The organism is Saccharopolyspora sp. NPDC050389, assembly GCF_040655595.1.
Taxonomy (GTDB): domain Bacteria; phylum Actinomycetota; class Actinomycetes; order Mycobacteriales; family Pseudonocardiaceae; genus Saccharopolyspora.
In genome coordinates, this window is sequence record NZ_JBFAKG010000018.1 from 55,688 (window position 1) to 69,668 (window position 13,981).

14 protein-coding genes are annotated in these 13,981 nt (G+C 67.9%); 9 read left to right on the top strand and 5 right to left on the bottom strand.

Annotation, left to right across the window (positions count from 1 at the left end; genetic code table 11):
• The first annotated feature begins 40 nt into the window (after positions 1–40).
• The 3 genes from AB0I53_RS14375 to AB0I53_RS14385 are packed head-to-tail and all read left to right on the top strand — an operon-like array spanning position 41 to position 3,938.
• Positions 41–2,110 (top strand): helix-turn-helix transcriptional regulator, encoded by a 2,070-nt coding sequence (locus AB0I53_RS14375; protein WP_358601722.1) that lies wholly within the window; start codon positions 41–43, stop codon positions 2,108–2,110.
• A gap of 56 nt (positions 2,111–2,166) precedes the next feature.
• A complete protein-coding gene (locus AB0I53_RS14380) occupies positions 2,167–3,054 on the top strand; it encodes a hypothetical protein (RefSeq protein ID WP_358601725.1) in 888 nt (295 codons plus the stop codon).
• The gene (locus AB0I53_RS14385) at positions 3,051–3,938 is read left to right on the top strand and encodes a DUF6339 family protein (protein ID WP_358601728.1); all 888 of its coding nucleotides are present in this window, start codon (positions 3,051–3,053) and stop codon (positions 3,936–3,938) included. The genes AB0I53_RS14380 and AB0I53_RS14385 overlap by 4 nt, the downstream gene beginning before the upstream one ends.
• Positions 3,939–3,942: 4 nt before the next feature.
• Here the strand turns inward: AB0I53_RS14385 and AB0I53_RS14390 are convergent, their stop codons facing one another.
• The gene (locus AB0I53_RS14390; protein ID WP_358601731.1) at positions 3,943–5,199 is read right to left on the bottom strand and encodes a DNA cytosine methyltransferase; all 1,257 of its coding nucleotides are present in this window, start codon (positions 5,197–5,199) and stop codon (positions 3,943–3,945) included.
• Positions 5,200–5,276: 77 nt separating this feature from the next.
• Positions 5,277–6,305, bottom strand: a complete 1,029-nt coding sequence (locus AB0I53_RS14395; protein WP_358601734.1) for a DNA cytosine methyltransferase — start codon at positions 6,303–6,305, stop codon at positions 5,277–5,279.
• A 41-nt stretch (positions 6,306–6,346) separates the two neighbouring features.
• Between AB0I53_RS14395 and AB0I53_RS14400 the strand changes: the two genes are divergently transcribed.
• Positions 6,347–6,772, top strand: coding sequence for a very short patch repair endonuclease (locus AB0I53_RS14400; protein ID WP_358601737.1), 426 nt, complete (start codon positions 6,347–6,349; stop codon positions 6,770–6,772).
• Between the two features lie 108 nt (positions 6,773–6,880).
• Here AB0I53_RS14400 and AB0I53_RS14405 read toward each other — a convergent pair whose 3' ends face one another.
• Both AB0I53_RS14405 and AB0I53_RS14410 read right to left on the bottom strand, forming a co-directional pair.
• Entirely contained in the window at positions 6,881–8,281 is a 1,401-nt protein-coding gene (locus tag AB0I53_RS14405; protein ID WP_358601740.1) for an MFS transporter, read from the bottom strand.
• A 31-nt stretch (positions 8,282–8,312) separates the two neighbouring features.
• Entirely contained in the window at positions 8,313–9,284 is a 972-nt protein-coding gene (locus tag AB0I53_RS14410) for a nucleoside hydrolase (protein ID WP_358601743.1), read from the bottom strand.
• Positions 9,285–9,422: 138 nt separating this feature from the next.
• Between AB0I53_RS14410 and AB0I53_RS14415 the strand changes: the two genes are divergently transcribed.
• From AB0I53_RS14415 to AB0I53_RS14425, 3 genes are all read left to right on the top strand, one after another.
• Entirely contained in the window at positions 9,423–10,319 is an 897-nt protein-coding gene (locus AB0I53_RS14415; protein WP_358601746.1) for a ribokinase, read from the top strand.
• Positions 10,320–10,532: 213 nt separating this feature from the next.
• Positions 10,533–11,222, top strand: a complete 690-nt coding sequence (gene deoC / locus AB0I53_RS14420; RefSeq protein ID WP_358601749.1) for a deoxyribose-phosphate aldolase — start codon at positions 10,533–10,535, stop codon at positions 11,220–11,222.
• Between the two features lie 38 nt (positions 11,223–11,260).
• Positions 11,261–12,010, top strand: a complete 750-nt coding sequence (locus AB0I53_RS14425; RefSeq protein ID WP_358601752.1) for a GntR family transcriptional regulator — start codon at positions 11,261–11,263, stop codon at positions 12,008–12,010.
• Here AB0I53_RS14425 and AB0I53_RS14430 read toward each other — a convergent pair.
• Entirely contained in the window at positions 11,988–12,551 is a 564-nt protein-coding gene (locus AB0I53_RS14430) for a carboxymuconolactone decarboxylase family protein (protein ID WP_358601936.1), read from the bottom strand. The genes AB0I53_RS14425 and AB0I53_RS14430 overlap by 23 nt on opposite strands.
• Before the next feature lie 86 nt (positions 12,552–12,637).
• On the opposite strand from AB0I53_RS14430, the gene AB0I53_RS14435 reads away from it, so the two are divergent.
• Positions 12,638–13,108: a MarR family transcriptional regulator gene (locus AB0I53_RS14435; protein ID WP_358601755.1), complete on the top strand. Its 471-nt coding sequence runs from the start codon at positions 12,638–12,640 to the stop codon at positions 13,106–13,108.
• A gap of 133 nt (positions 13,109–13,241) precedes the next feature.
• Positions 13,242–13,904, top strand: a complete 663-nt coding sequence (locus tag AB0I53_RS14440) for an alpha/beta fold hydrolase (protein WP_358601758.1) — start codon at positions 13,242–13,244, stop codon at positions 13,902–13,904.
• Positions 13,905–13,981: the final 77 nt, after the last annotated feature.

Here is a 13,981-nt window from a genome sequence, read left to right on the forward strand (position 1 = left end):
ACCCAACCGACCGCCGACAACGAACGGACAGGTTTCGCCGATGAGTTCCACCGAGGACTTCGGCTCGACGCTGGAGGCCCGCATACAGGCCCGCGGGTTGAGTCGGAAGGATTTCGCCGATCTCGTCGGGGTCACCCCAGCCGCCGTCTCGTCGTGGACGACGGGCCGGGTGACACCACGGCCCGCGACAATGCACAGGATTGAGGAAGTCCTGGGCGGCCCGAACGAATCAGACGACGTCGACGGCGGAACGCTCGCCGCCGACGGCTCTGAAACCCTGACGTGGTACCACCGCCCGGCGCACCGGGATGGTGGTCGGGAACTCGGGAACGCCGCCGCGTTCGCTTTTGACACGGATCTCGCCGTGCTTGCCCGGGAGGCGACACAGAACAGCCTCGACGAGCGGTTCGACGAGTCCGAGCCGGTGCGGGTCCGTTACGCGCTGTACGAGCTCTCCGGCGAGCGGCTGCGGAGCTTCCTGGATGCGTTGCGGTGGGACGAGATCGAGCCGCATGTCAGAGCCGCCGCGTCGCCTTCCAACAAGGTCGGCCGCATCCTCCAACGAGGTCTGGCAGACCTGCGGGAGAACGACCGCCTGGTGTTGCTGCGCATCGACGACTACAACGCGTCCGGGTTGACCGGGCCGGACTACGACGATGGGCGGTTCTCCGCGGTAATCCGGCGCCAGCTGGACAGCCGGAAGGAATCTCCGAACGCAGGCGGGTCCTACGGCCTCGGCAAAGCAGTGCTGTGGGCCACGAGCAAGCTTGGACTCGTGCTGGTCAACAGCCGCCTCTCCGAGACACACGAGGGGCAGTTCGCCAACCGCATGATCGGCCGCCTGGAACTGCCATGGCGGTCCACCGAAGGTGGGGAGTGGGCCGGGCCCGCGTGGTTCGGCGAACCCGACCCGGAGCGGGGCGGAGCCACGCGCTCCTGGTGGGGCGACTCCGCCACGGCGCGGCGGCTCCATCTCGAGCGAAGCGACGAGTCTCCAGGTACCTCCTTTCTCATCGTCGGCGCGCATGATCCGAGCGGCGAGGCGGACGCCTTGGAGGAAATGCACGAGGCACTGGTCAAAGCTCTGGCAAGCAACTTCTGGGCCTCGATGGTCGCGCGCACCAGCCATGCCCCGATGCTTGAAGCATCCGTCGTGGCCGAAAGGGACGGCGAGGTGGTGATCCCAGAACAGCGCGTCGACCCGCACTTGTTCGAACCCACGATGACTCGGGCATTGCAGGCGTTCCTCGACGGACGGACGACGTCTGAGCTCACCGCGAAGCACGACGTGGCTCGATCGGATGTGCCGCTCGCCGTGCCGCGGCGAAAAGACGAGGACAGCGGGCCCGCACACTCGCACGAGGCCGTTCTGCTGGTCACTCGCTCCGAAGACGGCAGCGGGACGCCGAACCGCCTCGTCGGCATGCGCGGCAATCGGATGGTCGTCGTCGACGGCAAGATTCCAGAGATGCCGCTCGGCGCACCTCCGGTGCAGGCGGTGCTTCTGGCTGGCCGGGCCGCGGGCGGGGAGGGCGCTGACGCCGCCGAAGGCTTTCTACGCGCCGCCGAACCTCCCGAACACAACGACTGGAAGCGCACCGACGACCTGACCTCGACCTACGCACGCGGCGCCGCCACCCGGATCGCCGACTTCCGCAGGGCCTGGAAAGAGGCCGTCCATCGGCTGATCCGGCTGGCGGAGGACGCCAAGGACGACGTGCCCCCGGCGCTGACCGGCCTGCTCGACCTGGACGCCCCACCAATGCGACGGAGTCCTGGGTTCCCGACCGTCAAGGACGTTAGCGGTGCCGTGCAGGAAGACGGTTCGTGGCGCATCGCGGTGGACGTCCAGCTGCCCGTGCGCGAGGACCCATGGGTTCTCGACCCGATCCTGCGGTTCGCCACCCGCTCAGGGCCGAAACCCGTCGCGGAGTGGTCGCTGGAGCCGACGCTCAACTGCGATCTGGCGGAGTCCGGTTCACTCGTCTTCAGCAGGGGCGTGCGTCACGCCGGCTTCGTCGGTACCAGCGATCCGTCCACGCACCCGGTTACCGCGGATATGGCGGTCGTGGAGGTCGAACTGCGCCGAACGAGCGAGGTTTCGCCGTGAACAGGCTTTTCCCGTACCCGACCTTGGTGGGTAGGAGCGAGCTGGAGGTCGTCGGTGTGCGGCTCGACGGCATGCCGCTGCCTTCGACCCTGGTCTCCGCGAACAACCGCGTCATCGCGCTCAACCAGGCCGAACGCCCGGATTGGGAAGAAGTGAAGATCGAAGTCAGGCTCAGGACACCGCGTGAGCTGCGCACCGACGGGTGGAAGGACGTCGGTTGCTACTCCTCGCTCTCCGAACGGCGCACCAACACCCGCTCGTTGACACGACTGGTGCAGGAGTCCGACGACCTTTGGTCCGGTGTCGTCCACGCGCACCACGACGATCATCGAAGGCGGATCGACCTAGATACGCTGATCACCGCAACCGTCCGGGGCGTTCCCGGCCGGATCATCGGTCGCGCGGAAGACGACTGGACCATCGACCTGGAGGCCAAGACTCCCACGCGCAAGAACACGGTTAAGACGGTCTGGGCCAACTTCACCGCTGCGGATAGGCCCTTCCTTAACCCTTATCGGGACGATCCCTGGACCATCGAGGCGTCCGGCGATGAGCCGACCCTCTACCTCAATTCCGCTTTCGAGGGGCTGCGGCAACTACTGCACACGAATGATCGGACGACCCGCGACATGATCGGCGCCCAAATCGCCTCCGACATGTGGGTCGCGCTTTTCAACGCCGCTGCCGCGTCCGTCGAGACCGATTCGGACCGTCAGCCGGAGTGGCCGTCCGGGTGGCGCGCCGACGTGCTGCGCCGAATGCTGCCGGGCATCTTCCCAGAGCACTCACCGGACGACGCCCTCATCGAGATCAGCTCGCGCCTCGAGCAGGGCGAGGAATCCGACCTGCAGACCCGACTACTCCACGCCGCGGGACGGCAGGCGCAGCTGCCGAAGCGGCTCAACGGCCTCATCAGGACCTTGGCGAAGAAGGAGAACTCATGAGTGAGCCGAGTCTCCCGCCGTCCCCACCGCCGGCGCTCGGTTCGCTGCCCGACACCGAGGTGAGCAAGCACCTGACCGCGGACCTGCTGGCGGGGCACACCTATCCGCCAGCCGAGGCGATCGATTCGGTCGTGACATGGCTCGGCGATCACGAGCGCCACCAAGCGGACGATCTGCGAGAGCTCATCGAGGAGGCGATGGAACGGTTCGCCGACGCGCGGACCGCGTCCGACGCGTGGCTTGCGCCACGACTGCACGCCGCGCTGCGGCTGACCAAGCGCGAGGCGGCCGACTCCGGGATCTGGAACTACCTCGCGCTGCGGCTCGCGCCGGACTACGTGCTCTGGCGTTTCCCACCGCGAAAAGCGAAGGAGACCTCCGAAGACCAGGTCAACGCGGCCCGGTTCGCCGGCAAATACCACACGCAGGCGTTCGCACGGCTGTGGTGGGCGGCCGAGCTCTTCCGCGACGGCCCGGACTACCGCCCCGTCGAGATCTTTTGCGGCAACCAGGACATGCTGGGAACGACGCTGCGCTTGGACATCGCGCTGCATCGGGCTACCGCGCAGGCCCTGGTCCGACTGCTCGAGCGCGGGATCGTGCACACCGGACGTGAGGTGAACGCCCTCGCAAAGGCTGTCAACTCGGCGGGCACCACGTTGCTGTTCGAGGCGTTGGGCGAGACCGCCCCATCCGAGACGGGTGCCTACCGCGACTGGGTCGACCGGGTCGGCGTACACATCCCGTACGAACGGCTCCCGGAAGGACCGCCGGACGGATCGGCGCCCCCAGAGTCGATCGAGCGTCTTCTGGTGCTCTTCGAGAAGCTGTTCAAAGAGGCCCCGGTGCGCGGCAAGGCGAGCCGCGACGAGGACACGGCCTGAACCGTTAGGCCGTGTCCCGGAGTCCCCGCTCGGTTCGCTGACCGGACACCTCGAGCAGGTAATCGTAGACCTGTCCCGCGATAGCCCGCGCCAGCCCGACCGGAACCGCGTTGCCGATCTGACGCGCGATCTCGACCTTGCTGCCGCACCACTTGAAATCCATCGGAAAGTCCTGCAGGAGCGCCGCCTCCATATGTGTGATGGGGCGGTTCTCCTCCGGGTGCAGGTACCGCCCCTTCTCCGGCTTGTAGAACTCGGTGCGGATCGTCACCGAAGGCCGGTCCCAGTGCAGCCGCCCCATGACATCGCCGGAGCCGCTGCGATGCCGCATCCAGCTTTCCGTGGAGAGTTCCTCCGGCAGGTTGTGGCGATTACCACCCGGTGGAATGGCCGCGTACCGCCTCAACGAGTGTTTCGTCGGCTGTCGCCCAATGTGCAGCTCCTTGGTTCGGAAAATTCCGGGAAGCGTCTTGCCGAGCAGGTCTCTATGCCTGTCCGGCAGGTTTGTGGTCTTCACCTTCCGCGGCCCCCGGGAAAGAACGTCGCGCACCGGAACCCACGGCTTAAGCACCTGTCCCCCCGAAAGGAGCGGAAGATCGAGGGCCTGAACGACGTTCCTGCCGTGCGTCGGCTCCGGGTACTGCAGGCCGACGCCCTCCGGGTGTTCGCTGATCAGGTCCCGACGGGTGGCGAGGATGATGGCCCGCCGCCGCGCCTGTGGGACGCCGTAGTCCGCGGCGTTGAGGATCCTCGGTTCCTTCAGCACGTAATCCCGGAGCTCGCCCCCTCGCCCGGTGGCGCTTTGAAGGCTCGCATAGAACTCCTGATAGGCGCGCGAGGTGAGGAAGCGGTCGACGTTCTCGATCACGAAAACCTTCGGATGCAGGACGTTGACCACCCGCATGTACTGCTGCCAGAGCTCATTCCGAGGGTCGTCGGAGTCCTCCTTGCCGAGGCTCGAAAATCCCTGGCACGGCGGGCCGCCGAGGATGACGTCGACCTCGTCCTTGATCTGCTCCGGGTCCCAGTTGGTTATGTCACCTTCGTCTCGGCCCGCGAAAATGTGGTCCGCGCCGCCCGCCTCTTCCGCGAAATTGGCCGCATAGGTCGAGGCTGCGGCGATGTCCCACTCGACGGCTCCCACCGTCCGGAAGGGAGACGTCGTAGCGTCTGGTGGTTGGAACTCCCGGAACCCCTGCGTGAATCCACCGCAGCCAGCGAAGAGGTCGATCACGTTGATGCGGTCGGGGTTCGCGGTCATAGCGGTCACTTTATCGAGTGGCAGCATCCGGTCGGGCCGCACATGCCGAGATCCTCCGGCGATCTTCTGATGTTCGGTCATGCGGCGGCCAAGGCCGCCGCGATCGACGTTCCGACCGCCTCCGCAAGTGCTGGCGGCACGGCTTGTCCGACCTGTCGGAAGCGGGACGTCTTCCGCCCGGAGAAGGACCAGTCGGCAGGGAATCCCTGCAGGTCCGCAGCCTGTTCCACCGTCAGTTTCGGGAAGGTCTTGCGGTCATCCGGGTCGACGACGTGTTCTGCGCCCGGCGGCTGATCCGCGACGCTCGCCCCGTTCACGAACATACGCGCCCAGATGTCCTTTGTCCGAGAGGGTCCGAGATCGGCGCCGCCTCTCCCTTTTGCACCTCCGACGATCGTCGGAGCGATCTCGTTCGCCCGCTGGCTCCACTCCTCGGCACCGGGCCATCCACGACTCGCCATGGATTCCCGGAGCACTTGACCGACCGTCGGCGCCTCGTGATCGCTGCCAACCGGCCACGAGAAGCGGGCGAGATGCTCCGGTGCCATTCCCACGATCAGACCGTGCAGCCTGCGCTGCGGAACGCCGAACCGCTGGGCGTCGAGAACCGCCCATTCCATCTCGTATCCGCAGTTCCCCAGTTCTTCGCGGATGAAGTCGCGCTCAGCCTTAAAAGCGTCGTCTTTGACCAACGCGGGCACATTGTCCAGCAGGATCGCTTTCGGTTGGATCTCCGCCGCAAGCCAGACCGCCGCACGGAAGGGATCGCGCGTCTGCTCGACCGTCCGCCGATTTCCCGCCACCGAGTACGGGACTCTGGGCGGTGCGCCAGCGAAGAGGTCAACGTTCAGAACCTGGGGGCGATCGCTGCCGATGAACTCGAGCAGATCGTGCTGCCGCACATCCCAGGCCGGACGGTTCGCTCGAAGTGTGGCGCATGCGTCGGCGTCCTCATCGAAGAGCATGACCGGATCGAAACCTGCTGTTTCCAGTCCGATCGCCATGCCACCGGCACCCGCGCAGATGTTCAGACTCGTGAAGCGCCTCACCGGTCCTCCGATCAGTCCCGACGTACGAAGACGACGAGCTCCCCCGCGTTCAGCCATCCGATTAAACTACGCACGGCCCGTGACGTACAGTAACGACCATGGCTTCGAGCCGGCCGGTGGGTGCTTCCAGCGAGGGCACGCGCAAGAGCATGCAGGCCAACAAGGGGCGGGACACGAAGCCGGAGTTGGCGCTGCGACGCGCTGTGCACGCACTGGGGTTGCGCTACCGGGTGTCGACGCGCCCGCTCCCAGCGATCCGTCGAACTGCCGACCTGACGTTCAGCCGGGCCAAGGTCGCGGTGTTCCTGGACGGCTGCTTCTGGCACGGCTGTCCGGAGCACCACACACAGTCGGCGACAAACTCCGAATTCTGGGCGGAGAAGGTTCGGCGCAACCGCGAACGCGACCGGGAGACCGACCGCCTGCTGGCCGAGGCGGGCTGGTCGGTTATCCGGATCTGGGAACACGAGGACCCGCAAGTCGGCGCGGCCCGCGTCGCGCAGGAGGTCCGGTCCCGCCGGTGACCGCCGCAGCTAGCCGAGTGTTACTGGCGATACGGAGGCGTGTGCTCGTTGTAGGGGTTTCGGAGGGAGAAGCGGTACAACGCGCGCAGTCGAATGATGTAGCCCAGGTCAGACCTTCTCGGTCGAGCTTTGCTTGCCTGGTAGGACGAAGGACGCCAGCAGGGCTGCTGCCGAGATCGCCGTTGCCACCACCAGCGACGTTGTGAAGCCTGCCGGGTTCGTTGCACCTTCCGGGGTTCCCTGGGACACAAGGCCCGACAGGACTCCGATGCCTACCGAGGCTCCGAGGTTGAACATTGTTGCGTTCAGCCCGGGGAGGATTCCTGGGGACTCCTCTGGCGCGTAGATCACTCCCATTCCGTTCAGGGCCGTTGCCGCGCACGCCGCGTACGACACTCCCATCAGCGCCACCAGCGCGAACAGCGCCCACGGCGACTCCACCGCGAACACCGTTGCCGCGATCAGCGCTAGGTTTCCCACCAGGCCGATTCGTAGCATCTTTCGGTAGCCGATCTTCGGTGCCAGGGTTCCCGCCAGGGGCGCCAGGATCCAGCCCGCCAGGGCGTAGGGCATCAGGAACATCAGCGCCGTCGTCGTTCCGTCGTAGCCGAAGCCCGCCGTCGCGTTCTGGGCCAGCGTCGGGTACACGAACGTCAGGACCGCGAAGATCGATGCCATCGTGCAGAACGTCGTCACCAGCAGGCCCCACACGCCTCGGCTGCGCAGTGCCGGCAGTGGCAGGAGCGGGTCCTTCTGGCCTCGTTCCACCAGCCAGAACACCACCAGGAGCACCAGGCCCGCCGCCAGGCACGCCAGTGGCCACGGGGCGAACCAGCCCGTCGTCGGGCCGAGCGAGAGCCATGCGTTCAGGCCCAGCAGGGCCAGGCAGATCACCGCCGCGCCCTTCCAGTCCATGCGGGTTCCCGTGCGCTCCGAGTCCGGGACCCAGGCTCCGATCATCGCCACCGCGATCACCTCCAGGACGAAGGTGAAGCCGAAGATGCCCCGGAAGCCGATCGTGTCCGTGATGACGCCGCCCAGCAGCGTGTCCACGCCGGCCACGCCGCTGTTCACCGCCGTCAGGATTCCCAGGTAGCGGCCGAACTGCTTGGTCGGCAGGATGTCGCGCAGCGTCAGGATGCCGAGGGAAATCGTTGCGCCGCAAGCACCTTGCAGGGCTCGACCGACCATCAGCACCTCGACGTTCGGCGCGATCGTCGCGATCAGGCTGCCCGCCGCCATCACCGCGATCGAACCGAACAGCGCGCGGCGGCGGCCGATGATGTCGCTGTAACGCGGCAGCACCACGCCCGCGAGGCCCGCCACGAACAGGAACACCGTCGCGGACAGGCCGATCGTGCCGACGTCCGTGCTCAGCGTCGTGGCCATGTTGTCGATGGCCGGCGACAGCATGGTCGCGTTCATCTGGAAGCTGGCCACCGCCACCAGCAGGGCCGTGAGCACCAGTGGCGGGCGGGCCGCGACGCGCGGCGGGGCAGTTGCAGTCATCTCAGCGCTCTCGCTCGTGAAGCCCGGGCACTCAGGCGATTTCGCGGGCCGGGTTGGTCTTCGTGGCCAGCAGGCCCTTGATGTATTCGAAGAACGCTTCCGCGTCGATCTCCTCGACGACCGTCGCGTTCGCCTCCAGGCCGTGGACTCCCCAGGACATCGCCGCGTAGCCGCGGGTCAGCTCGCCGGCCGTCTCCACGTCGACGTGGTAGCGGGCGCTGCTGCGGATCAGCTCGGGGTGCAGGAGGACCGCCGCCGTCAGCGAGTCGGGGTGGGTGGTGCCGTCGATGCCGACGCTGCGGTCGAAGTCCAGCGTTGCCGCGCAGACCCGGGTGAAGAAGTCCGACAGCGGGGTGCCCAGCGCCGCGATCTCGTCCAGCGCGGGCTGCGCGAACACCGCCTGGTCCAGGGTGAGCGGCGCCCACGGGACCACGACGATCTCGAAACCCGCCGCGAACACCGTCTTGGCCGCCTCGGGATCCACGTAGAAGTTGAACTCGGCCGCCGCGGTGATGTTGCCGCGGGCGTTGTTGGAACCGCCCATCACGTAAAGGGTTTTGACGTTCCGGACGAAGTCCGGGTCCTTCACGACGGCCGTCGCGATGTTGGTCAGCGGGCCGATCGCGACGATCGACAGCTCGCCGGAGTTCTCCGCGGCCAGCCGGATCAACGCGTCCACCGCGTGCTCGGACTCCGGTTCGCAGCCCGTCATGTCCATCGCCAGGCCGCCCGCGCCGTCGCCGTGCACGTTCTCCGCGCTCTCCCACTCCCGGACCATCGGGCGCCGGCAGCCGAGGTGGATCGGGACCTCGCCGAGCCGCCCGGCGACGTTGCAGGTCAGGTACGCGTTGCGGACCTGGTGGCCGAAGTCGACGTTGCCGGCGACCATCGTCACGGCGCGCAGGTCGGCTCGGGGATCGAGCAGACCCGCGAGCAGGGCGACGCAGTCGTCCTGCGCCGTGTCGGTGTCGATCACCAGCGGGATGCGCTCGGGCGTTGGCATGACGTCTCCTGTGCTGCCATTGTTCACTTCTTTGTTCACTCGGCAAAGCCGGACGTACTGTATGTCTGCCCAGTTGACCCGTCAATCTGGGACCAGCAGAATCAGATATGTACACTTTTGTACATCTAGGGAGGTGTCATGCGGATCGCGGTTGTCGGCAGCTACGGCACGGGAATGACCATGCGCACCAGCCGGATGCCGGGGCGCGGGGAGACGCTCGGCGAGGCCGCCTTCTCGCTCGGCCCCGGCGGCAAGGGTTCGAACCAGGCCATCGGCGCCGCTCGGCTGGGCGCCGAGGTTTCGCTGCTCACCGCGATCGGCGACGACGTGCTCGGCGCGCAGGGCCGCGAGCTGTGGCAGCGCGAAGGTGTGGACGCGAGCGCGGTCGTCACCGTCGAAGCCTCGACCATGACCGGTGTGATCCTCGTCGAAGGCGACGGCGAGAACCGGATCATCGTCGCGCCCGGCGCCCTCGACCTGCTCAGCCCGACGCACGTCGACGGCTTCGCCGACGTCATCGCCGCCGCCGACCTGCTCATGGTCTGCAACGAGATCCCCGCCGACGTGGTCGTTTCCGCGGTGCGGACCGCCGCCGACCGCGGCACCCGGGTCCTGTTCAATCCGGCCCCGGCCCGCGATCTGCCGCAGGACGCCGCCGATCTGGTCGACGTCCTCACCCCGAACCTCACCGAAGCCCAGGTGCTGACCGGCCTGGACACCACCGACCCGGACGCCCTGCTGGACGCGCTGCGCGGCCGGTTCTCCTCGACCATCGCGCTGACCTGCGGCACCGACGGCGCCTTCGTGGACGACGGCACCGATCGCACGCACATCCCGCCGGTCCGGGCGGCTCGCGTCGTGGACACCACCGGCGCGGGCGACGCCTTCAACGCCGCCTTCGCCGTCGCGTGGTGCCGCGGCTGGGACCTGCGCCGTGCCGCCCGCTACGCCGCCGCGGCCGGGGCGTTCGCCGTCGCCCACCACGAGGTGATCCCCGGCCTGCCCCATTCCGAAGATCTAGGGCTTGCTTTATAGGCGGCGGCAGCCGCTTGCGGTGTGGGACTCAGCTCGCACCGCCGCGGGTTCTCAGCGGTCTTCTCGCGAGGACAGCCCCAGCGCCGCGTATTGGACATACATAAGTCGGGGATCCCGGAGTCGAGAAGGCCGCTGTAACTCCCGCAGGGGGCCGCCACCCGCACCGCTACGCAAACCACCGTTGGAACACTCGCTAGACGAAAGGTGATCGACGTGCCCAGCTACTCGGCCGACCAACCGGCCTCTCTCGCCCCGTTCATCCAGCACACCGCCATCGACATCGGCATCACCCGCGACGACATGATCCGGCACTGCGAGGAGGCCGTGCGCTTCGGCTTCAACGCCGCGATGGTTCCGGCGTCGTGGGTTCCGCTGGTCGCCGAGCGGCTGCGCGGCACCGGCGTGCAGGTCGCCAGCGCCCTGGACTTCCCCACCGTCGGCTCGATGACCTCCGCGGGCAAGGCCGCCGAGGCGCGTGCCATCGCCGAGGCCGGCGCCGACCAGCTGGACATGGGCGTGCAGGTCGGCTGGCTGCGCAGCGGCATGGAGCAGGAGTTCCGCGACGACATCGCCGCCGTGGTGGAAGCCGCCGGGATTCCCGTGAAGGTCATGCTGGAGCTGCCGAAGTTCACCGCGGCCGAGCGGGAGCGCGCGGTGCAGCTGGCGATGGACGCCGGGGCGGCGTACCTGAAGAACGCCAGCAGCGGCGCGGTCGAGATCGCCAACCCGGACAGCATCTCCTACCTGGTCGAACGCGCCCGGCCGGGCGTGCAGGTCAAGGCCTCGGGCGGGATCAAGACCGTCGAGCAGGCGGTTTCGCTGCTCGACGCCGGTGCGTCGCTGCTGGGCACCAGCGTCGGCATCGCGATCGTCACGGGCGACGAAGCCGCTTCGTCATACTGAGTCGTGATCTTCGAAGGCGCACAACTCCGGGGGGTCAGGTGACGAAGGCCGACACGTCGCGCATCTCGCGCGATGCGCCCGAGCCGCTGCACGTGCAGATCGCGGCGGTGTTCCGCGACGACATCCTCGGTGGACAGTGGCCGGCGCACTACAAGCTGCCGCCGGAGCCCGCGCTCGCGGAGCAGCTGGGAGTCAGCCGCGGAACGTTGCGGAAGGCGTTGGCCATCCTCATCGAGGAGGGGCTGCTCACGCAGACCCGCGGCCGCGGCACGTTCGTCACCGCGGGCGTGTTGGAGCCGCGGATCGCGCAGCGGCTGCACTCGCTGTCCGAGGACTTCCGCGCGCAGGGGTTCGCGCTGGACGTCCAGGTGGTCGGCGCCCGGCTGGAGGGCCTGCAGATGACCGTGCAGGCCCTCCTCGGCGCGCCGCCCGGCACGCCCGGGCTGAAGCTGGTGCGGATCTTCCGGGGCGCGCAGGGGCCGCTCGCGTACCTGGTCAACTGGGTGCGCGCGGATCTCTGCCCCGGCATCGAGAACGTCGACTTCGAGCGGCATTCGCTGTTCGACGTGCTGGAGGAGTCCTACGGCCTGCCGGTCGCCGAGGGCCGGCGGACCTTCAGCGCCGATCCCGCCCGCGAGGACGTCGCGGAGGCCCTGGAGATCCCGGCCGGCACGCCGGTGCTGTACCTGGAGCAGGTGACCTACACCCGCGATGGCCAGGCGGTGGAGTACTCGGACGTGTGGATCAACAGCACCGCGGTGAAGGTCACCTCTCTGCTGACCCGGTGAGGCCCGGCCAGGCGAAGGGTTCGAGCCATTCGTCGAGCGGCGCGCCGACCAGCCGGTTCGCCAGCGTGGACATCGTGTAGGTGCCGATGCCGAGGACCGCTTCGAGCGCGTTGCGGGTCGTGTAGCCGTGCGACAGGAATGCTTGCAGCACTTCGGTTTCCACCGCCCCGGCCTGCTCCACCACCTGCAGCGTGAACGCCCGGATCGCCTCCAGGCGCGGGTCGTCCAGCGGTTTCCCGTCGCGCAGCGCCGCGATGATCCCGGGGCTCGCGCCCATGGTGGTCAGCTTCGCGGTGTGCATCGCGACGCAGAGGTGGCATTCGTTGCGGGTGGCGATCGTGAGGATCACGGTCTCGCGGGCCAGCGGGTCCAGCGTGGACGCTTCGAACATGGCGCTGAGCTTCAGGAATCCATCGAGCAGGTGCGGCGACTCGGCCAATCGCCCGATCGCGGCCGGCAGGTGGCCGAGGCGCTTGGCCGTCGCCTCCATGGCCCGCCGCGACTCCGCGGGCGCGGTCTCCACCGTGTGGTCGGTGAACATGTTCCCCCGTTCCAGGTGGCGCCATCCGGCACCTAAGATCGACAACATGGTTGTCGAAAAGGTAAAGCAGGTTGTCGAGTATGGCAATGGCTGAGGCGCACGGATTCGAGCTGCCGCTGCTGCTGTTCGCGGGATTCCGCTCGCTGATCGACCAGCTGCACGCCGAGCTGGCGGCGCAGGGGCATCCCGAGGTGCGCCCGACGCACGGGTTCGCCCTGCAGGCGATCGGGCGCGATGGCGCGACGGCCAGCGAGCTGGGCCGCAGGCTCGGCATCTCCAAGCAGGCCGCGGGCAAAACCGTGGATCGCCTGGCGAGCCTCGGATACGTCGAGCGGGCCGACGACGCGGCCGACGCGCGGCGGAAGCTGATCCGGCTCACCGACCGGGGCTTCGAGGCGCTCGCCCGCTCGGCGGCGATCTTCGAAGAACTCCGATCGCAGTGGGCGAAAATCCTTGGCGCGCAGCGGCTGCGAGAGCTGGAGGCGGACCTGCGCACCATGACGCCCGCGGAGACGTTCCGCCTCGACGTTCCGGGGTGGTTCGGCACGTCCTCGTGAGCGTTCGTTCCGGTAAGAACCGGCTTGAACGCTCACGAGCCCTGACCAGCCACAAGGTCATCTAACCTGTGGACAGAAACTGTCCTAAACGGCTCCTAGTGTTGTCATCACGACGACCTCGAAGGAGACGGACATGGCGACCTACGTGCTGGTTCCCGGTGCCTGCCACGGCGGATGGTGGTACGAGCCGCTGGCAGCGGAGCTGCGCGAGGAGGGGCACGCGGCGTACCCGGTGACGTTGACCGGGCTGGGCCCGGCGGACGCGCCGACCGGCGGGATCAACCTGGACACGCACATCGACGACGTGGTGCGCCTGCTGGTGGAGGCCGACCTGCACGACGTCGTCCTCTGTGGACACAGCTATGCCGGGATGGTGATCACCGGCGTCGCGGACCGGGTGCCCGAGCGGATCGCGTCACTGGTCTACGTCGACGCCTTCGTGCCCGAGGACGGTGATTCGGTCATCTCCTTGACCGGCGGCGTCTGGCACGACTGGTACTTGAACGGGTCGAAGGCGGACGGTTTCTCGGTGGAGCCGCTTCCGGTGCTGAGCCCGCGGGCGACGCCGCATCCGCTGGCCACGCTGGTGCAGGGCATCCGGCTCACCGGCGCGCTGGACCGCGTTCCGCGCCGCGAGTACGTCTACCTCTCGGAGTTCGAGAACACGCCGTTCGCCACGACCTACGAGCGGCTGCGGGAGAACCCGGCGTGGCACGTCCGGTCGCTGCCGATCGGGCACAACATCATGGCCGACGCCCCGGACGACTTCCGCAAGATCCTCCTCGCCGCCGCCTGATCCCCAGCCAGGTTCGAGGTTTCCGCTGGTCACGGGCCGTGAGTCTTTTGGGCTGCTATAGCGACCCAAAAGACTCA